The sequence below is a fragment of the Leisingera sp. ANG-DT genome (assembly GCF_000813785.1).
Classification (GTDB): domain Bacteria; phylum Pseudomonadota; class Alphaproteobacteria; order Rhodobacterales; family Rhodobacteraceae; genus Leisingera.
Map to the genome: position 1 here is coordinate 401,739 of NZ_JWLE01000005.1, position 19,092 is coordinate 420,830.

Genomic DNA, 19,092 nt, shown 5'->3' on the forward strand with positions numbered 1-19,092 from the left:
GTTAAGCCGTACATAGGTTCCAACTCCAGTTGCCACACACTCATGGAGACATGCATATGTCCACCGTAGCCGTCACCGACGCCACCTTTGACGCCGAAGTCAAGAACTCCGATATCCCCGTTGTGGTGGATTTCTGGGCCGAGTGGTGCGGTCCCTGCAAACAGATTGGCCCGGCTCTCGAAGAGCTTGCCGCGGAATTCGGCGGCAAGGTGAAAATCGCCAAGGTCGACGTTGACAGCAACCCGAACTCCGCAGCCGCCATGGGCGTGCGCGGCATTCCGGCGCTGTTCATCTTCAAGGACGGCCAGGTGATCTCCAACCGTGCCGGCGCCGCCCCCAAGGCCGCGCTGCAGAGCTGGATCGAAGAGTCGATCTGAGCCGGATCCAAACCGGATTTCCTAGGGCTGTCCCCACGGGGACGGCCCTTTTTTGTTTTGAGCGCTGGCGTACCGGCTGGCGGCAAACTGGCACTGTCCTTTGAGCTGATACCCTGCGACGGTTCGCCTTGAGACAGGTAAAGGAGGCAAAATGGCCAAGACACGGGTACTGGTGGAATTCGGCATGGGCACGTCGCTGAGGCGCGAGGACTATACTGAAGCCGCTCGCCGGGCGATCAAGGACGCGCTGTGGCACAACTCCGTCAACATGGCGGAACTGTTTGATTTCCGTAAGGAAGACATGATTATCGACGCGGAGATCGGTGTGCAGAAACCAGAAGCGGTAGACAGGGACGCACTGCTGGAGATTTTTCCCTACGGCCAGCCCAGCATCCGGGTTGTGGAAGGCGGGCTCAACATTGAAAAACCGCAGGGCGGATGCACGGTGATAGCCAATGCGGCTGTGGTGGTTTCCTTTGACATGGAGACGGTGGAATGAGCGAGAAACGCATCATCCTGGAAATGGGCACCGGCAACGACCTTTACGGCCAGGATTACACCAAGGCGGCGCGGCGCGCGGTGCAGGACGCACTGCATCATTCGTCGATCACCCTGTTTTCCAAGCTTGGCATCGATCACAGCGAAATGCGTGTTGACGTGACCATCGGGGTGCAGCGGCCGGAGGCGGTGGATTGCGATCTGGTAGCGCAGGATCTGCCGCGGGGCAGGGCCAGTGTGCGGGCCGTCAAAGGCGGGCTGGATGTGGAGGATGCGGAAGCCGGCAGCCGCCATGTAGTGGCCACCGCTGCAATCGAGGCCTGGCTGCCGGATCAGGCCGGGAAATACAAAATCACAGCCCCGAAATGAACAAAGCCGCCCGTTTCTGGGCGGCTCATTCAATGTCTTCGACCAATTTAGTCTCAGATCTTGGCGATGTCGGCGCGGCTCATGCCGATGTCGTCCAGCTGTGCGTCGGTCAGCCGGGCCAGAGCCTTGCGGGTCTCGCGGGCTTCATACCACTCCACGATGGAGGTTTTCACATTGGTCATAGCGTCGACCACGCGGAGAACGGTGACTGCTCCGAGCGGCGCATGAATGTTTGCGGTCGTCATTTGCGCATATCCTTCTAAGAAACAGCCGACCCTGTGCCGGTTGTGAGCCCCATGTAGGATGCGTAGCTGAGTCCCGCAATTGCCGGTTCGACAGCCCCGCCTTGCGCTTTCTGCATAGCGGCGAAACCCCTTGCAGTCCTTGCAAAGCCTGTGATCCGGCCCGCTCTCTTGTGCCGGCGGGGGGATGGTTCCATATAGGGGGCAACTTAACGGAGGCATTTATGGCAGACGATCAATTCCCCGGCTGGCACGGCACCACCATCATCGGCGTCAAGAAGGACGGTCAGGTGGTCATCGCCGGCGACGGCCAGGTGTCGCTGGGGCAGACAGTGATCAAGGGCACCGCCCGCAAGGTGCGGCGCCTGTCGCCCGGCGGTTTTGATGTGGTGGCAGGCTTTGCCGGCTCGACCGCCGATGCATTCACCCTGCTGGAGCGTCTTGAAGCCAAGCTGGAAGCAACCCCGGGCCAGCTGGCCCGCGCCAGTGTGGAACTGGCCAAGGACTGGCGCACCGACAAATACCTGCAGAAGCTGGAAGCGATGCTGATCGTCACCGACGGCACCGATATGTTTGTAATCACCGGCGCCGGCGATGTGCTGGAGCCCGAACATGATGTGGCGGCCATCGGATCCGGCGGCAATTTTGCCCTGGCCGCAGCCCGCGGCATGATGGACAGCGATAAATCCGCGGAATCCGTTGCCCGCGACGCCATGGCCATCGCCGCCGATATCTGCGTCTACACCAATGGAAACCTGACCGTCGAGACCATTGGACGGGAAGCCTGAGGTGGGCAGGGTCAACCAGGATGATCTGCGCGCCGCCGTTGGCTCAGGCCTGCTGAGCGAAGCTCAGGCGGCCTCGCTGCTGGCATTGGCCGACAGCCGCCGGGGCGCCAGGGAAAACCTGGCTCCGGGCGATGAACCCTTTGAACTGTTTAAAGGGTTCAACGAGATATTCATCGTCATCGGCCTGTTGATCCTGGCCTCCGGCTGGATGGCTTTTACAGCCGTCGATCTGGCAGGCTCGCTGGGCGGCTATCAGCAGAAGGCGGTCTATTCCGCCATCGCAGGGGCCGCGGTTCTTTGGCTGCTGTCCGAATACTTCATCCGCCGCCGCCGCATGGTTGCACCTGCCATCGCCCTGTCGCTGCTGTGGGCCGGCAATGCAGGCACCGGGTTTACAGCATATTTCTCGCAACCTTTCATGATTGCGCAGAACGACTTCTCCAGCCTGCCGCTGCCTGTTGCAGCCGCAACCGCTACAATCGCGGTGTTCTGGATGCGCTTCCGGGTCCCCTTTGCCATGGCATTGATTGCTTTGGGGGTCTTTGCGGTTGCACTTCTGTCGGGCGCCATACGGGCCGGCACCCCAGCAGGAATAAGCGATCTGTTCCTGCTGTCAGCTAGTGGCCCCTTTGCCTGGATCACTCTGGCCGTCGGGTGTTGCGTTTTTGCGGTTGCGATGGTTTTCGATCTCAGCGACCCGCACCGGGTGACGCGGCGGTCGGCGCAGGGGTTCTGGCTGCATGTCGTTGCCGCACCGGCCCTGGTCAACACCATTGCTCTCAGCCTTCTGGACAGTGGCACCTCCAGTTCAAATTTGCTTTTGTTTGCCGTCCTTGTGCTATTTGCCCTCATAGCAATCATCATCGACCGCCGGTCCTTCCTGATTGCCGCCATCGGCTACAGCGTCACCCTGGCCGGCACCGTGTTCAGCGGCGAAGGCACCGCCATCACCATACTGGCGCTTGGTGTGTTTCTGGTTGCCCTCGGCGCCTTCTGGAGCCGCATCCGAGCGGTCCTGCTTACCCCCTTGTCCGGTGTGCTGCCACTTGACCGGCTGCCGCCCTCACACTGAAACGGAAAGACCCATGACTGATCTGACCCCCCGCGAAATCGTCTCGGAACTGGACCGCTTCATCATCGGCCAGAAGGAAGCCAAGCGCGCCGTCGCCGTGGCGCTGCGCAGCCGCTGGCGGCGCAAGCAGCTGGCCGACGACCTGCGCGATGAAGTGTACCCCAAGAACATCCTGATGATCGGCCCCACCGGCGTCGGCAAAACCGAGATTTCCCGCCGTCTGGCGAAGCTCGCGCGCGCGCCTTTCATCAAGGTTGAGGCCACCAAGTTCACCGAGGTCGGCTATGTCGGCCGGGATGTGGAACAGATCATCCGCGATCTGGTGGACAGCGCCATTGCCCAGACCCGCGAGTACATGCGCGAAGACGTGAAGGCCAACGCCCATAAGGCCGCAGAGGACCGGGTTGTGGAAGCCATCGCCGGCAGCGATGCCCGTGAGGCCACCCGCGAGATGTTCCGCAAAAAACTGAAGGCGGGGGAGCTGGACGACACGGTGATCGAACTGGATGTGGCCGACACCTCCAATCCGATGGGCATGTTCGAAATCCCCGGCCAGCCCGGTGGCGGCAACATGGGAATGCTGAACCTGGGCGATCTGTTCGGCAAGGCGATGGGCGGGCGCACCACGCGCAAGAAGATGACCGTTGCCGAAAGCTATGAGGTGCTGATCAGCGAGGAAGCAGACAAGCTGTTGGATGACGAAACCGTCACCCGCACCGCGCTGGAGTCGGTGGAGCAGAACGGCATCGTCTTCCTGGACGAGATCGACAAGGTTTGCGCGCGCCAGGAAACCCGCGGCGGCGACGTCAGCCGGGAAGGCGTGCAGCGCGACCTGCTGCCGTTGATCGAAGGCACCACCGTCAGCACCAAGCACGGGCCGGTGAAGACCGACCATATCCTGTTCATCGCCTCCGGCGCGTTCCATATCGCCAAGCCGTCGGATCTACTGCCAGAACTGCAGGGCCGGCTGCCGATCCGCGTCAACCTGCGGGCGCTGACCGAAAAGGACTTTGTCCGCATCCTCACGGAGACCGACAATGCGCTGACACGGCAGTACACCGCGCTGATGGGCACCGAGGAAGTTGAAGTGACCTTCACGGAAGACGGGATTGCCGCGCTGGCCAAAATCGCGGCTGAGGTGAACCAGACTGTCGAAAACATCGGCGCGCGGCGGCTTTACACCGTGATGGAGCGGGTGTTCGAAGAACTCTCCTTCACAGCGCCTGACCGCTCGGGCGAGGCGGTCACGGTAGACGCGGCTTTTGTGAAAAAGAACCTGGGTGAGCTTGGCCGCTCTGCGGATGTTAGCCGTTACGTGCTGTAAACTGCCCAAGCCGCGCTGAGCCACTGGACAATGGCGGCAGGTCGGATAGCCTGCCGCTATTTGAATTCGGGGGCAAATATCATGCAGGTTCTGCGCGTAGTTTGCGTATTCTTCGTGACCGTCCTCGTAGGCTGCACGGACAGGTCTTACTCGCCCACAGTTCCTGGAGCTTTGCAGCTGGGTACTGCCAAGACCATTTTTGCAGCGACCAACCGCGATCCCCTGCCGGATGGGACCTTTGGTTCTGACCGGACGGAAGGATTCAGCCTGCTTGAGCTTACGGTTTCAATTCCGCCCAACCGGCAGCCTGGATCCTTGGAATTCGGGTACCAGGATCCCGATCCAGCCACTGAGTTCACCATGGCCGGACGCCGGAAATTCGAGAGCGAAGCTGCTTTTTCTTCACGCCTGAACCAGGAACTGGCCAAGTTTCCGCCGCAGGAGCGGGACGTCACTGTATTTGTGCACGGCTTCAATTCCACCCAGGCCGAAACCGCGTTCCGCGCGGCGCAACTGACCCATGACATCAACGTCCCCGGGGCAACTGTCATTTATTCCTGGCCCAGCAAGGGCAAGGCGCTTGGCTACGCATATGATGCAGATAGTGTCCTGTTTGCCCGCGACGGGCTGGAGATGCTGCTGCGCAAGCTGCGTTCGCCAGGCACCGGCCGGGTTGTGGTGGTGGCGCATTCCATGGGCGGGCTGCTGACCATGGAGGCGCTGCGCCAGATCGAAATCAAGACACCGGGATGGACCGCCCGCAACCTGGGCGGCGTGGTGCTGATGTCTCCGGACCTGGACGTTGATGTGTTCAAATCGCAGATGCAGCGCTTTGCCGAAGTTCCGCAGCCGTTTGCCATCTTCGTTTCGCAAAAAGACAATATCCTGACCCTGTCGCAACGGCTGCGCGGATTGAACGGGCGGGCAAGGCTGGGCAATCTCAACAATATTGAGGAAATCAGCGACCTTCCGGTAGAAGTCATTGATACGACGGCCTTTGCCGACGAAGCGGAATCGCAGCATTTTGTTGCTGCCAGCTCACCGGCGCTGCTGGCGCTGCTGAAAGGCGCCCGGCAAACGGCGCAGACATTCGAACGTGATCAGGACCGTCTGCGCAGGATTTTACCGGGCCAGATCGTTATCCGGGACAGTGCCATAGAAATCGCGCTGGAAGGCCCCCCATCCAATAACCGGTGACAGCCGTCAGCGGCCCCGCCGGAGATAGACGTAATATGCACCTTCTCCGCCATGGCTGATGTGAGCCGGCGTGACCTGCAGAACCGCCTGCGACAACGGCGGCAGGGCAAGCCATTGCGGCACCTTGTGGCGCAGCACCCCGCGCGGCACCGGCATCGGGCCCGGCTCGTCCCGGTCCTTTCCCTTGCCGGTTACCACCAGCACCAGCCGCTTGCCCGATGCCTGAGCCGAAAGGATAAAGCGCGTCAGGGCAGGGTGCGCGGTGTCGATCCGCATGCCATGCAGGTCCAGCTTGCCTTCCGGCCTGATCTTGCCGCGTTTCATCCGGCGGAAGGCCTTTTCGTCCATCTGCAGCGGATCACTGGCCAGGCTACGGGCAATCGACGGCTTCAGATCATGTTTCACCGGCTTGGGTTTGGCATTGCTGCCAACCTTGAACGGCGCCAGGCGCGGTTCCGGTTGCTTGACCGGTTTGGGTTTCGGCATCGGCGCAGCTGGCGGCGTGGAGTGGGTACCCGGGTGCAACCGCTCTGTGTGCTTCACGACCTTGTGCCAAAGGTCGATCTCATCTCCTGTCAGTTTGCGCCGTGTCATTTAGATGTCTTCCGGCAGCATCGCATAGGCCCGCTGGATCGGCAGCAGAACCACCATCCGGCCCGGGTCTTTCATCGTGCCGGCGGTTTCGCCCGCCGCATCCCCTGTGCCGACAAAAATGTCAGCCCGCTGGGCACCTTTGATAGCAGAACCGGTATCTTGCGCCACCATCAGCCGCCGCAGCGGCAGATGCCCGTCCTTTTCCACCCAGACCGGCGCACCAAGAGGTGTATAGGCTGGATCGGCGGCAATAGTCCGCATTGGGGTGACGGAGCGGTTCATGGCGCCAAGCGGCCCCTTGGAAGCCGCGACCTTACGCACCTCACGGAAAAACACATAAGACGGGTTGTGGAACAGCAGCTCCTTGCCGTCCGCCGGATTTCGCCGCACCCAGGACTTGATCACCTGCGCGCTGACCTGATGGGCATTGTAGACGCCGCGGCGCACCAGTTCCTTGCCGATCGACTTGTACGGATGGCCGTTGGCGCCTCCGTATCCGACGCGGATGGTCGAGCCATCCGGCAGGCGGATGCGCCCTGATCCCTGAATCTGAAGAAAGAACAGCTCTACCGGATCATCGACCCAGGCGATTTCCAGCCCGCGGCCCTGCATCACGTCACTGCTCAGGATATCCCGGCGCGGCAGCCACTGATCTGTTGCACGCGCCTCTGGGGGCATCTTGTAGACCGGATAGCGGAACCGGCCCGTGGGGTAGCGTGACCCTGTCAGTTCCGGCTCAAAATATCCGGTAAACAGGGCAGGGTTGCCGTCCTCGATCAGAACCGGACGGAAAAACAGCTCAAAAAACGCACGGGCGCCATCAGGTGACTGGGAGCGAGCCGCCTTGCACAATGCGGCCCAATCCGGATCCTTGAGGTCCCGGCAGGTTCCCAGAAAAACCTCCAGCGCGGCTGCGTGGTCATCATGTGCCCAGCCGTCAAGCTGAGCAAAGTCCAGAATGCTGGACACAGTTTCGGAGTGCGCCCCGGAGGCGGTCATCGCGGCACCTGCAATTGCAGCTGCCCCAAGTGCCCCCCGAAGCGCCGCAATCATGCGTCCGTCGCAACAAGCTGCCAGTTGGGATCATCGCTGCCCATGTTGCGAGCAAAGACCCAAGTGTCTTTCTGGCGTTTCACCGCCTTGGGGTCGCCCTCGACAATATCGCCGCCGCGGTCGCGCACGACGGAGGTAAGCTCACCCACGAAGCGCATGGTAATCTCAGCCCGGCCAGACTGCGCATCAAATTGCGCATCGGCCAGCGTCGTTTCACGCACTCCAATGAATTCGGCTTCGATCTTCAGCCCCTGGTCCTCGCGGTGCGCGACGGCTTCCACGAAGCTATCAAAAACATCCTCCGCCAGGAACGGCTGGATGTCATCCAGATTGCCGTGCTCGAATCCCATCAAGATCATCTCGTACGCACCGCGGGCGCCCTGAACGAAATCCTGCACTTGGAACGAGGGTTCAGCCCGTTTCATCGCAGCCAGGGCCTGAGCCTGCGGGCTGCCTTCAGCAACATAATCGGTGATGTCGCGGTCCGGGCCGCCTTCGATCACTTCCAGATCCGGGCGGCGGCTCTTGGTTTCGGACTTCGGCAGCGGCGGCTTTTCAAAGCCTTCGCGTGTTCCCAGAACGCTTTTCAAGCGCAGGATCAGAAACACGGCAATACCGGCCAGAACCAAAAGCTGAATCACAGGCGACTCCATGGATACCTCATGCTAGGCGTTCGTGCTTTGTTTGAAACCAAAGCGGTCAGACCTTATGTAGGTGACGGGCGGGGGCAAGTCTACCGCCCGGGTGTATGATCGCAAGGAAACCCCCATGTATCTCCTCTTGGCCTTTCTGATGGTTCCCATCATTGAAATTGCTTTGTTTATTCAGGTCGGCGGCGCCATCGGCCTGTGGCCGACCCTGGCCATCGTGGTTCTAACCGCAGTACTGGGCACCTGGCTGGTGAAAACACAGGGACGCATGGCGATGGGACAGCTGCGGTCGTCTTTTCAGCAATTGTCCGATCCGGCTGAACCTTTGGCCCATGGGGCCATGATCCTGGTTGCTGGTGCATTGCTGCTGACCCCCGGTTTCTTCACTGATGCTGTTGGCTTTGCGCTTTTGATGCCGCCGGTCCGGCTGGCGGTCTATCGCTATCTGCGTGCCCGCATCACCGTGGCGCAATTCCAGATGGGACCAGGCAGCATGCAGGGCCGCCACTATCCGGGAAGCGCTGGAAAACCGGATGACATCATCGACGGAGACTACGAAGATGTGACTCCCGGGCAGCGCCCAAGCAGCCCGTCCGGCTGGGTTGACGGGCCCCGTTGAGGTGTCCGGGCCAAGCTGTTAAGCACGGTCCAAAGCATATTTCAGGAGTATCCCGATGGCCGAAAACGGCGAAGCCCAGCAGCAGCCGCAAGTCCAGATGAACGTTCTGGCACAGTTCATCCGCGACATGTCGTTCGAGAACGTGATGGCGCAAAAAGGCACTGGCGGCGAGGTTCAGCCCGACGTCAGCGTGCAGGTTAACCTGGATGCGAAAAAGCGTTCGACTGAGAACCAGTACGAGGTGATCACCAAGCTGACCGTCGAGTCCAAGAACAAGGAAGGCGGCAACGTCCTGTTCGTGCTTGAGCTGGAATATGTCGGCGTCTTTAACATCGTCGGCGTGCCGGAAGACCAGCTGCACCCGTTCCTGCTGATCGAATGCCCGCGCATGACCTTCCCGTTCCTGCGCCGCATCGTGTCCGATGTGACCCGCGACGGCGGCTTCCCGCCGCTGAACCTGGACAACATCGACTTTGTCGGGATCTACCGCAACGAACTGGCGCGCCGCCAGCAAGAAGCGGCTGCAGCCGAACCCACACAGTAAAGTCTTCGGTCTCTGAAGCAGAAAACGCCGCTGGTCTCAGCGGCGTTTTTTCGTTTCCAGCCAATTTGGAGTCAGGTGGCCTTCCACAAGGCATCTTCTCCCATTTTGCCGACAAAGGCCTCGTGTGCCGCCAGTTCATCGGCCGTGATCCGCGGTGGAAGCGGAGATTGCCGCGGGGCAGGGCGCCAGTCATCCTCAACCTGTGCAGAGCCTGACGAGGCGGCTTGAGTGGACAGGCCAAAATCCGGCTGCCGCCCGCCAATAAGCTCAAGATACACATCTGCCAGGATTTCGGAGTCGAGCAGCGCGCCGTGCAGGGTCCGGTTGGAGTTGTCGATATTGAACCGGCGGCAGAGCGCATCAAGCGTCGCCGGCGAACCGGGAAACCGCTGGCGCGCCATTGCCAGAGTATCGATTGCCTGGTCCATCGGCAGCTTTGGCAGCCCCATCCAGTCAAGTTCCGCGTTCAGGAATTTCATATCAAAACTGGCGTTGTGAATGACCATCTTGGAGTCTTTCACAAAATCCAGGAACTTCTGGCCAACTTTGGCAAAAACCGGTTTGTCGCGCAGAGTAACCGCACCGGGTTCCGGTTTCTGGGGCGGCTCCAGCAGGTCCGGGCCGATGCCATGAACCGAGAACGCCTCTGCCGGCATCGAACGTTCCGGATTTATGTAAACGTGAAACGTTTCCCCGGTGGGCATGTGGTTGAACAGCTCCACTGCCCCGATCTCGACGATCCGGTCCCCGGAAAACGGATCAAATCCGGTGGTTTCGGTATCGAGAACGATTTCACGCATGGCCCGGCTTGCTCCTGATATCTGCGAGGACCTCTGCCACCTGTGCCTCTGCGTGGTCGAGCGTGTCTGTCTCGATCACATAGTCAGCCCGGGCTATTTTTTCCTCAATCGGCATCTGTTTTTGCAGGATATGCCGGAATTGCTCAACCGTCATCGTGCCGCGGGCCAGAACCCGTTCCTGCTGAGTTTCTGCATCCACTGTCACACAAGCCACTGCATCCATTTCCGCATCGCCGCCGGTTTCGAACAACAGGGGGATGTCGAAAACCAGGACGTCACTGATTGCCTGCGCCCGGAAAGCGGCCCGGTCCTGAGCCACCAGCGGATGCACGATACTTTCAATCCGTTTCAGAGCGTCCGGGGATTGGCCGATGATCTGTTTCAGGGCAATACGGCTGACTGCGCCATCCTCGATTGCCTCCGGGAAGGCAGCACCCATCGGCGCCACCGCGGCACCGCCTCGGCCGTAAAGCCGGTGAACGGCCGCATCGGCATCCCAAACAGCGCAGCCCTGGGCCGCAAACAGTTTGGCAGTGGTGCTTTTTCCCATACCGATAGAGCCGGTGAGGCCAAGGCTGAAACTCATCTGAGTGCCGCCGCGCGCGTGGCAGCGTCAACCTCAGGCCGGTGTCCAAACCAGCGTTCAAATCCCGGAACCGCCTGATGCAGCAGCATACCCAGACCGTCAACCACAGTGCAGCCCGCATCCTCGGCAGTTTGCAGCAAGTCGGTTTTCAGCGGCGCATAGATGAGGTCGGTCACAACAGCATTTGACCGCAGCCCGTCCAGCGGAACCCTCAGACGCGGCTTGCCCACCATGCCGAGCGAGGTTGTGTTCACGATCAGCGCGCCTTCTTCCACGATATTGCCGGCCTGAACCCATTCCACCACTTTGACACGGTTGCCAAAGTCCTTCTGCAGCTGGTCCGCCCGCTCACGCGTGCGGTTGGTCAGCAGGATTTCCGGCACACCAGCCTCCATCAAGGAAGCGACCACTGCCCGGCATGCCCCGCCAGCCCCCAAAACTACAGCCGGCCCGGACTGCGGATCCCAATCCGGCGCGCCCTGATGCAGGTTGGTGATAAAACCGTAACCGTCCGTATTATCGGCCATGATCGTTCCATCCTTGCGGAAGATCAGCGTATTAGCCGCACCGATCAGCCGCGCCCGGTCCGTCACTTTGTCAGCAATCTCCATCACCGCTTCCTTGTGCGGAATGGTGACATTCGCCCCGACAAACCCCATCTTCGGCATCGTCCGGATGGTTTCGGCAAGATCTTCCGGCTCTACATGCATGGGAACATAGTAACCGGCGATGCCGTGAGTCTTCAGCCAATGGCCATGCAGCTGCGGGGATTTGGAATGCGCCACCGGGCAGCCGATCACGCCGGCGAGCGGGATTTTTGCTTCTGTCATTGCTTGATCACCCCTTGCAAACCCAGGTAACTGATAAGCTCCATCAGCGGCAATCCCAAGACATTAAAGTAGCTGCCGTCGATGCTGGCAAACAGCCGCACACCTTCTTCTTCCAGTTTGTAAGCCCCGACCGCATGGCGAATGCTATCCCAATTGCGGGCGACATAGTCCTCAAGGTAACTGTCCGAACATTTACGCATTACCAGCCGGACCTGGCCCACATGCCGCCAGATCGGTTCACCATCCCGGTAGATCACGGCAGCTGACAATAGCAAATGACGTTTGCCGCGCATCTCCTTGAGCTGGTGCAGTGCGTCCTCAGGACTGACTGGCTTGGAAAGAAGGCTCCCCTCGAATTCAAGCACCTGATCACAGCCTAGAACCAGCTTTCCAGAATGCTTCCCGCTGATTTTGCGCGCCTTTGCCTCTGCCAGCGCATCCGCGATGTCCCGCGGCGGAGCCTCTTCGGCCAATAGGGCTGACTTAATCGCATCCTCATCCAAGCGCGGTACATCGCATTCGAAATCAATACCCGCCTGACGCAGCAGATGCGCCCGGATTTCGGAACCGGAAGCCAGCACAATGTGGGCAGTCATGTGGAAAACCCCGTGGGAAAGACGCAGATCGTTTCAGGACGTTTTGTATGGTTTTCCGCGGTTAAGTAAAGACTCCAGGGGTTGACGCAAATCTCGGGATTCTGCCGGCTGAGTCGTCCTTTGTGAGTCAGGATAACTTTGAAATCGTGGATATGCCGGCTCTCCCCGGATCATCCCGTGGTTATCCCCAAGTTCAGATAGGTAAACTGATCCTTAACAACCCTTATTTTAAGAGCGTTAACCAAATTTCCACGACTCCTGTCCCATGCACGCTGGAATCTTATCCCTGCTGGGGATAAGCGAAGGAAGATTCACTTATCCACTGGAATCCACGCACACTACAAAAACATCATCCTTCTAATATTTCTTTATTTATTAGGGTGGTCAGATCTGAACGGGGAGAACTGCCCATGGACTTGAGCGATCTGATGTTCGCGCTCTACCCATATGCCAAGTCACTTCACATCATGGCAGTACTCAGCTGGATGGCCGGTCTCTTCTACCTCCCCCGTCTGTTCGTGTATCACGTGGAGCAGGCAGAGAAGGTTCAGGAAGCAGTACCGATTTTCCTGACTATGGAAGAGAAGCTTCTCAGGATCATCATGCGCCCTGCAATGTATGTTTCATGGACTGCAGGTCTGTTCATCGTACTGACACCCGGCATTGTCGACTGGAGCTACCTCTGGCCTTGGACCAAGGGTCTATCCGTCATCGCCATGACATGGTTCCACCACTGGCTGCTGTTCCGCCACCGGGATTTCAAAGACGGGCGCAATACGCTGACGGGGCGGCAGTTCAGGATGATGAACGAGGTGCCGACGGTGCTGATGGCAGTGATTGTGATCTCGGTCATCTTCAAATTCTGACGCAGCGGCGCTGGGGTGGGGGCTGTGGCTGCGAAACGTTTTCAGCCGGCGTTTGACTCATCTGAAACGAGTCCCTATGTATGGCTCTCAGCGGGCCCGTCCGGGCAACCGTGTTTTCCTAACCTGTCGTGTGACCGACCCCCGGGTAAGCGGGGAGTAGAGGCCGTATCTATATGACCGTGCAATCCCTGAATCTGTCTGATCTCAAAGCCAAGAGCCCTAAAGCCCTGCTGGCGATGGCTGAGGAGCTGGAGATCGAAAACGCCTCGACCATGCGCAAGGGTGAGATGATGTTCCAGATCCTGCGGGAACGCGCGGATGAGGGCTGGGACATCGGCGGCGACGGTGTGCTGGAAGTGCTGCAGGACGGCTTTGGCTTTCTGCGCTCTCCTGAGGCAAACTATCTACCGGGTCCGGACGACATCTATGTCTCTCCCGACATGATCCGCCAGTATTCTTTGCGCACTGGCGACACGGTCGAAGGCCAGATCAAGGCGCCGCTGGAGTCGGAGCGCTATTTTGCACTGACCAATGTCACCAAGATCAACTTCGAGGAGCCTGAAAAGGCCCGTCACAAGATCGCTTTTGACAACCTGACACCGCTCTATCCGGATGAGCGCCTGAAGATGGAGATCGAGGATCCCACCATCAAGGACCGCTCTGCCCGGGTGATCGACCTGGTGGCCCCCATCGGCAAGGGGCAGCGTTCGCTGATCGTGGCGCCGCCGCGCACCGGTAAGACGGTGATCCTGCAGAACATCGCGCACTCGATCGAAAAGAACCATCCGGAGTGCTACCTGATCGTTCTGCTGATTGACGAACGTCCGGAAGAGGTGACCGACATGCAGCGCTCGGTGAAGGGTGAGGTTGTGTCCTCCACCTTTGACGAACCGGCAACCCGCCATGTTGCAGTGTCCGAAATGGTCATCGAAAAGGCCAAGCGCCTGGTGGAGCATAAACGAGATGTTGTGATTCTTCTCGACTCGATCACAAGACTTGGTAGGGCGTTTAACACGGTGGTTCCGTCTTCAGGTAAAGTTCTGACCGGTGGCGTTGACGCAAACGCGCTGCAGCGGCCCAAGCGCTTCTTTGGTGCCGCGCGGAATATCGAGGAAGGCGGTTCGCTGACCATCATCGCCACCGCGCTGATCGACACCGGCTCGCGCATGGACGAGGTGATCTTTGAAGAATTCAAAGGCACCGGTAACTCGGAGATCGTGCTGGACCGCAAGATTGCCGACAAACGCGTGTTCCCGGCAATCGACATTCTCAAATCCGGCACCCGGAAAGAGGATCTGCTGGTCGACAAGGGCGATCTGGCCAAGACCTTTGTGCTGCGCCGGATCCTGAACCCGATGGGCACTACCGATGCTATCGAGTTCCTGCTGTCGAAGCTGAAGCAGACAAAGTCGAACTCCGAATTCTTCGACTCTATGAACACCTGATCCGGGCCGGCAAGAAAGAAGGGCCATCCCATGGACACGATCTTTGCGCTGGCCTCCGCACAAGGGAAGGCCGGGGTCGCGGTAATCCGCATCTCTGGCCCATTGGCGCTTGACGCTGGCGCGCAGATTTGCGGCGGTGAACTGCCGGCGCGGGGCACCGGTCTGCGAATCTTGCAAGACGAATCAGGTGAACGCCTGGACGAAGCTCTGGTTCTAAGCTTCTCAGCTCCAAAAAGCTTTACGGGTGAAAATACCGTTGAATTTCAAACACATGGAAGTACGGCGGTGGTCTCTGCTGTGTTGGATTCCCTGGGGCGAATCAACGGGCTTCGCATGGCTGAACCGGGGGAGTTCACCCGCCGCGCTTTGGAAAACGGCAACTTGGATCTGGCGCAGGTCGAAGGGCTCGCCGATCTGATAGATGCTGAAACCGAAGCGCAACGCAGACAAGCACAGGTCGTTCTTGCCGGCGGGCTGGGGCGATTGGCCGAATCCTGGCGTACAAGCCTGATCCGTGCCGCATCCTTGATCGAAGTCACAATCGATTTTGCTGATGAAGAGGTGCCGGTTGACGTGACCCCGGAAGTCTCTGAGCTGCTGGCACATGTTCAAGCCGGCCTCGAAAAGGAGACCGCCGGCGTTAGAATAGCAGAACGGATTCGCAGCGGGTTTGAAGTTGCTATTGTTGGTGCTCCGAATGTGGGAAAGTCCACGCTGCTGAACGCGCTGGCCGGCCGGGAAGCCGCGATCACGTCAGAGTATGCCGGCACGACGCGCGATATAATCGAAGTGCGGATGGATCTAGCCGGCCTGCCGGTCACGCTTTTGGATACTGCCGGCCTTCGCGACACGGATGACCATGTCGAGGGCATCGGCATTGCCCTGGCCCGAAAGAGGGCTGAGGAAGCCGATCTGCGTGTGTTTCTTGCGGAAGACAGTGAAGTTCTGGACGTCGAGATGCGCGCCGGCGACATTCGCTTGCGGCCAAAGGCTGATTTGCGCGCAGAACAAGGAAATGCAATCTCGGGCCGGTCGGGGCAGGGTGTCGATCAGCTTGTTGATCATGTGTCCTCTGTCCTCAAGAGCCGTTCAGCACAGGCGGGAATTGCAACGCGTGCCCGTCACCGGGATGCGATGTTGTCGGCTCTGCTCAGCTTGACTGAAGCCCAAGACATTCTGCGGCGCGGACCGGAGTATTATGATATAGCTGCCGAAGAAATGCGTTCGGCAATCCGATCCTTGGAGATGCTTGTTGGCCGGATCGGGGTTGAAAATCTTCTTGATGAGATTTTCTCTAGTTTCTGTCTCGGAAAGTGAAGGAGTGTTTCACGTGAAACATTCATCGTATGACGTGATTGTAGTTGGCGGCGGCCACGCCGGTACCGAAGCTGCCCATGCTTCGGCGAGAATGGGCGCCGCAACTGCACTGGTGACCTTGAACCGTGACGGCATCGGAGTAATGTCATGCAACCCGGCAATTGGTGGCTTGGGCAAAGGGCACTTGGTCCGGGAAATTGACGCAATGGATGGCGTCATGGGCCGTGTTGCTGATTTGGCAGGAATTCAGTTCCGGTTGCTGAACCGCAGAAAGGGACCTGCCGTACAAGGGCCGCGGGCCCAATCGGATAGAGCTATCTATCGCCTAGAAATGCTTCGACTGACGGAGTCTCAACAGAACCTGGACATCGTGGAAGGCGAAGTAACAGACTTTCTGATGTCCGGAGAAACTGTTGCCGGCGTTGTGCTGGCTGACGGCAGCGAAATCCCAGCTAAGTCGGTTGTGCTGACCTCAGGCACGTTTCTTCGCGGCGTTATTCACATTGGAGATGTGTCGAAGCCAGGCGGCCGGATGGGAGATAAACCGTCTGTCAAATTGGCTGAGCGCCTTGATAGTTTTGAACTTCCGCTCGGTCGACTTAAAACTGGCACGCCGCCACGCTTGGATGGGCGGACCATTAACTGGGAGAGTTTGGACGCCCAGCCTGGAGATGATGATCCTGTATTCTTTTCCTTTCTGTCTAAAACCCTGAATGCGCAGCAGGTGTCTTGCGGCATTACGCATACCAATGCCAAAACCCACGACATAATCCGCCGGAACTTGGAACGATCCGCGATGTATGGCGGACATATCGAAGGGGTCGGACCGCGGTATTGCCCCTCGATTGAAGACAAAATTGTGAGGTTCTCGGACAAGGAAAGCCATCAGATCTTTCTGGAGCCAGAAGGGGTGACGGATCACACCGTGTATCCCAATGGCATCTCCACCAGCCTGCCTGTGGAGGTGCAGGAGGAATATGTCCGGTCGATTTCAGGTCTTGAGCACGCAGACATCCTGCAGCCGGGGTATGCGATTGAGTATGACTATGTCGATCCAAGAGCGCTCCAGTTAGATCTATCGCTAAAGGATGTTCCTGGCCTCTATCTTGCAGGACAAATCAACGGAACGACTGGCTATGAGGAAGCTGCTGCGCAGGGACTGGTCGCGGGGCTGAACGCGGCGCACCGGGCCAGGGAAAGAGAGCCTATCACCTTCAGCCGGTCGAACAGCTACATCGGTGTAATGATCGATGATCTTACGACCAACGGCGTTACTGAGCCTTACCGGATGTTCACCTCAAGGGCGGAGTTCAGATTGTCCCTTCGGGCTGACAATGCAGATCAAAGGCTGACACCAAAGGCGATTGATCTGGGGTGTGCCGGAGAAGCACGTCGGCGGGCCTTTGAGAAGAAGAATGAACAACTAGTCTCAGCACGAAAGAGACTTGAGTCCGAGACTTTTACACCCAAACAGGTGGCAACTGCAGGTATCCGGATCAATCAGGATGGCAATAGGCGGACTGGTTTGGATGTTCTGGCTTTTCCTGATGTCACTTTTGAAGATGTGATCCAGCTGATGCCTGACTTGGATGAAGTGGATCCGGAGATTCGCCGGCAGATGGAGCGGGACGCCCTCTATGCAAATTATATTGCGCGTCAGGAGCGGGAAATCTCCGCAATGAAGCGTGATGAAGGTCATGTGATCCCGAAGGGCTTTGTTTTTGAAGATGTCGACGGTCTTTCCAAAGAGCTACAACAGAAGCTAGCGCGAGTGCTTCCGGAAACCCTGGCTCAAGCCGCCCGGATCGACGGAATGACTCCCGCTGCCCTTGCGCTGATCCTTGCCCGTCTTCGCAAGGGAAAATCGGGGCAGGAGAAGACTGCATGAGCAGCAAGAAGCTCCTAGATGACCTCAGTGTTTCACGTGAAACATTTGAACGCCTCGAGATCTTTGAAAGAGTTATTCGCAAGTGGAATCCGAAGATCAACTTGGTCTCCCGTTCCAGTCTTGACGAACTCTGGACGCGTCATATAGCTGATTCTGTTCAAGTTTTCCGCAGTGTCGACGCGCCGAAGCATTGGGTCGACATCGGCAGCGGCGGAGGATTTCCTGGAGTTGTGGTTGCGTTGCTCGCCGCGGATGAAACTCCGGAAACCAAGATAACGTTGATCGAGAGTGATCAACGCAAGTCTGCCTTCCTTCGAACAGCGGCCAGAGAGTGCGGCGCATCGATTACAGTCCTGAGCAGCCGGATTGAACAGGTTGAACCGCAGAGCGCAGATGTATTGTCTGCCAGGGCACTTGCCGGATTGAGTGATCTTTTGGGTTTCGCAGAGCGTCATCTCGCGTCCGATGGCGTTTGCGTGTTCCCCAAAGGTGAGAACTGGAAAAAAGAAGTGGATAACGCTCGGCAGCAATGGCGATTCGAGTTGGAAACGACTAAAAGTTTGACTGAGCCAGAAGCAGTAATCCTGAAAATCAGGGGAGTAGAACGTGTCTGATTTTTCCCGCCCGGAGGGGCCTCGGATCATCGCGGTCGCAAATCAGAAAGGCGGGGTAGGGAAGACAACAACAGCCATAAATCTTGCAGCAGCGCTGGTGGAATGCGGGCTGCGGGTACTGGTTGTCGACCTGGATCCGCAAGGCAATGCCTCCACAGGATTGGGTATTGAACCGTCGGATCGGGACCTGACGACTTATGATCTCCTTGTTGAGGACGCATCTTTGTCGGATGTTATCCGGCAAACGGAGATTGAGGATCTTTGCATTATTCCAGCGACTGTTGATCTCAGTTCTGCCGATATCGAACTATTCACCAATGAGAAGCGCAGCTTCCTATTGCACGATGCTCTTCGGCAAACGGCTATGGATGAATATGATTGGGATTATGTTCTGATTGATTGTCCGCCATCCCTGAATTTGCTGACAGTTAATGCGATGGTTGCTGCGCATTCAGTCCTAGTGCCATTGCAAAGTGAGTTCTTTGCGCTGGAAGGCGTGACACAGTTGATGCTGACGATCCGGGAAGTCCGGCAGTCGGCGAATCCGAATCTGCGGATTGAGGGAATCGTTCTGACCATGTTCGACCGGCGCAATAACCTGTCGCAACAGGTTGAGCAGGACGCACGGGATAATTTGGGTGATCTTGTGTTCCAAACGAAGATCCCGCGCAACGTGCGTGTGAGTGAGGCACCGTCTTACGCACAGCCCGTATTGAACTATGACAGCAACTCCCAGGGTGCACAGGCTTATCGCGCACTGGCAGAAGAAATCCTGAATAAACATCACAAGATAGCGGCGTAAATGCAGAATACGGACCGGAGG

Annotated in this window: 23 protein-coding genes; 15 read left to right on the forward strand and 8 right to left on the reverse strand. The window is 58.4% G+C overall.

Annotation, left to right across the window (positions count from 1 at the left end):
- The first annotated feature begins 56 nt into the window (after positions 1–56).
- The 3 genes from trxA (at position 57) to RA21_RS07210 (ending at position 1,244) form a co-directional block, all read left to right on the forward strand.
- Positions 57–377 carry a thioredoxin gene (gene trxA, locus RA21_RS07200; RefSeq protein ID WP_019295334.1) on the forward strand — a complete coding sequence of 107 codons (321 nt, stop codon included), beginning with the start codon at positions 57–59 and terminating at the stop codon, positions 375–377.
- Between the two features lie 151 nt (positions 378–528).
- Positions 529–876, forward strand: coding sequence for a Lin0512 family protein (locus tag RA21_RS07205; protein WP_039147543.1), 348 nt, complete (start codon positions 529–531; stop codon positions 874–876).
- On the forward strand, positions 873–1,244 hold the full coding sequence (locus RA21_RS07210) for a Lin0512 family protein (protein WP_039147545.1): 372 nt from the start codon (positions 873–875) through the stop codon (positions 1,242–1,244). Before RA21_RS07205 ends, RA21_RS07210 begins: the two co-directional genes overlap by 4 nt.
- A 53-nt stretch (positions 1,245–1,297) precedes the next feature.
- Here RA21_RS07210 and RA21_RS07215 read toward each other — a convergent pair whose 3' ends face one another.
- A complete protein-coding gene (locus RA21_RS07215) occupies positions 1,298–1,489 on the reverse strand; it encodes a DUF1127 domain-containing protein (protein WP_019295331.1) in 192 nt (63 codons plus the stop codon).
- A gap of 221 nt (positions 1,490–1,710) precedes the next feature.
- Between RA21_RS07215 and hslV the strand changes: the two genes are divergently transcribed.
- The 4 genes from hslV to RA21_RS07235 all read left to right on the forward strand — a co-directional run bounded on the left by hslV (position 1,711) and on the right by RA21_RS07235 (position 5,867).
- Positions 1,711–2,274 (forward strand): ATP-dependent protease subunit HslV, encoded by a 564-nt coding sequence (gene hslV / locus RA21_RS07220; protein ID WP_039147547.1) that lies wholly within the window; start codon positions 1,711–1,713, stop codon positions 2,272–2,274.
- A 1-nt stretch (position 2,275) separates the two neighbouring features.
- Positions 2,276–3,346 (forward strand): hypothetical protein, encoded by a 1,071-nt coding sequence (locus RA21_RS07225; RefSeq protein ID WP_039147813.1) that lies wholly within the window; start codon positions 2,276–2,278, stop codon positions 3,344–3,346.
- Positions 3,347–3,359: 13 nt separating this feature from the next.
- Positions 3,360–4,670, forward strand: a complete 1,311-nt coding sequence (hslU, locus tag RA21_RS07230; protein WP_019295328.1) for an ATP-dependent protease ATPase subunit HslU — start codon at positions 3,360–3,362, stop codon at positions 4,668–4,670.
- Positions 4,671–4,751: 81 nt separating this feature from the next.
- Positions 4,752–5,867 carry an alpha/beta hydrolase gene (locus RA21_RS07235; RefSeq protein WP_039147549.1) on the forward strand — a complete coding sequence of 372 codons (1,116 nt, stop codon included), beginning with the start codon at positions 4,752–4,754 and terminating at the stop codon, positions 5,865–5,867.
- A gap of 6 nt (positions 5,868–5,873) precedes the next feature.
- Here RA21_RS07235 and RA21_RS07240 read toward each other — a convergent pair whose 3' ends face one another.
- From RA21_RS07240 to RA21_RS07250, 3 genes are read right to left on the reverse strand one after another with little or no spacing between them, the layout of a single operon-like run.
- Complete coding sequence (locus tag RA21_RS07240) at positions 5,874–6,461, reverse strand: Smr/MutS family protein (RefSeq protein WP_019295326.1); 588 nt, start codon at positions 6,459–6,461, stop codon at positions 5,874–5,876.
- Positions 6,462–7,514: a murein transglycosylase A gene (mltA, locus tag RA21_RS07245; protein WP_039147550.1), complete on the reverse strand. Its 1,053-nt coding sequence runs from the start codon at positions 7,512–7,514 to the stop codon at positions 6,462–6,464.
- Positions 7,511–8,167 (reverse strand): Tim44/TimA family putative adaptor protein, encoded by a 657-nt coding sequence (locus tag RA21_RS07250; RefSeq protein ID WP_019295324.1) that lies wholly within the window; start codon positions 8,165–8,167, stop codon positions 7,511–7,513. The genes mltA and RA21_RS07250 overlap by 4 nt, the downstream gene beginning before the upstream one ends.
- A gap of 115 nt (positions 8,168–8,282) precedes the next feature.
- Between RA21_RS07250 and RA21_RS07255 the strand changes: the two genes are divergently transcribed.
- Both RA21_RS07255 and secB read left to right on the forward strand, forming a co-directional pair.
- Positions 8,283–8,783, forward strand: coding sequence for an FxsA family protein (locus RA21_RS07255; protein WP_039147552.1), 501 nt, complete (start codon positions 8,283–8,285; stop codon positions 8,781–8,783).
- Between the two features lie 55 nt (positions 8,784–8,838).
- Positions 8,839–9,327: a protein-export chaperone SecB gene (gene secB, locus RA21_RS07260; protein ID WP_019295322.1), complete on the forward strand. Its 489-nt coding sequence runs from the start codon at positions 8,839–8,841 to the stop codon at positions 9,325–9,327.
- Between the two features lie 71 nt (positions 9,328–9,398).
- Here secB and dnaQ read toward each other — a convergent pair whose 3' ends face one another.
- The 4 genes from dnaQ to RA21_RS07280 are packed head-to-tail and all read right to left on the reverse strand — an operon-like array spanning position 9,399 to position 12,139.
- Positions 9,399–10,127 (reverse strand): DNA polymerase III subunit epsilon, encoded by a 729-nt coding sequence (gene dnaQ, locus RA21_RS07265; protein WP_039147554.1) that lies wholly within the window; start codon positions 10,125–10,127, stop codon positions 9,399–9,401.
- On the reverse strand, positions 10,120–10,713 hold the full coding sequence (coaE, locus tag RA21_RS07270; RefSeq protein ID WP_039147556.1) for a dephospho-CoA kinase: 594 nt from the start codon (positions 10,711–10,713) through the stop codon (positions 10,120–10,122). Before coaE ends, dnaQ begins: the two co-directional genes overlap by 8 nt.
- Entirely contained in the window at positions 10,710–11,543 is an 834-nt protein-coding gene (locus tag RA21_RS07275; protein WP_019295319.1) for a shikimate dehydrogenase, read from the reverse strand. Before RA21_RS07275 ends, coaE begins: the two co-directional genes overlap by 4 nt.
- Positions 11,540–12,139, reverse strand: coding sequence for a Maf family protein (locus RA21_RS07280; protein ID WP_039147557.1), 600 nt, complete (start codon positions 12,137–12,139; stop codon positions 11,540–11,542). The genes RA21_RS07275 and RA21_RS07280 overlap by 4 nt, the downstream gene beginning before the upstream one ends.
- 410 nt (positions 12,140–12,549) lie before the next feature.
- Here RA21_RS07280 and RA21_RS07285 point away from each other — a divergent pair, with 410 nt between their 5' ends.
- The 6 genes from RA21_RS07285 (at position 12,550) to RA21_RS07310 (ending at position 19,071) form a co-directional block, all read left to right on the forward strand.
- Complete coding sequence (locus tag RA21_RS07285; RefSeq protein ID WP_039147559.1) at positions 12,550–13,005, forward strand: CopD family protein; 456 nt, start codon at positions 12,550–12,552, stop codon at positions 13,003–13,005.
- 173 nt (positions 13,006–13,178) lie between these two features.
- Positions 13,179–14,450: a transcription termination factor Rho gene (rho, locus tag RA21_RS07290; RefSeq protein ID WP_019295316.1), complete on the forward strand. Its 1,272-nt coding sequence runs from the start codon at positions 13,179–13,181 to the stop codon at positions 14,448–14,450.
- A 30-nt stretch (positions 14,451–14,480) separates the two neighbouring features.
- On the forward strand, positions 14,481–15,767 hold the full coding sequence (gene mnmE / locus RA21_RS07295; RefSeq protein WP_039147561.1) for a tRNA uridine-5-carboxymethylaminomethyl(34) synthesis GTPase MnmE: 1,287 nt from the start codon (positions 14,481–14,483) through the stop codon (positions 15,765–15,767).
- 13 nt (positions 15,768–15,780) lie between these two features.
- Complete coding sequence (mnmG, locus tag RA21_RS07300) at positions 15,781–17,655, forward strand: tRNA uridine-5-carboxymethylaminomethyl(34) synthesis enzyme MnmG (protein WP_039147815.1); 1,875 nt, start codon at positions 15,781–15,783, stop codon at positions 17,653–17,655.
- Entirely contained in the window at positions 17,652–18,269 is a 618-nt protein-coding gene (gene rsmG, locus RA21_RS07305; RefSeq protein ID WP_039147563.1) for a 16S rRNA (guanine(527)-N(7))-methyltransferase RsmG, read from the forward strand. Before mnmG ends, rsmG begins: the two co-directional genes overlap by 4 nt.
- Complete coding sequence (locus RA21_RS07310) at positions 18,262–19,071, forward strand: ParA family protein (protein ID WP_019295312.1); 810 nt, start codon at positions 18,262–18,264, stop codon at positions 19,069–19,071. The genes rsmG and RA21_RS07310 overlap by 8 nt, the downstream gene beginning before the upstream one ends.
- Positions 19,072–19,092: the final 21 nt, after the last annotated feature.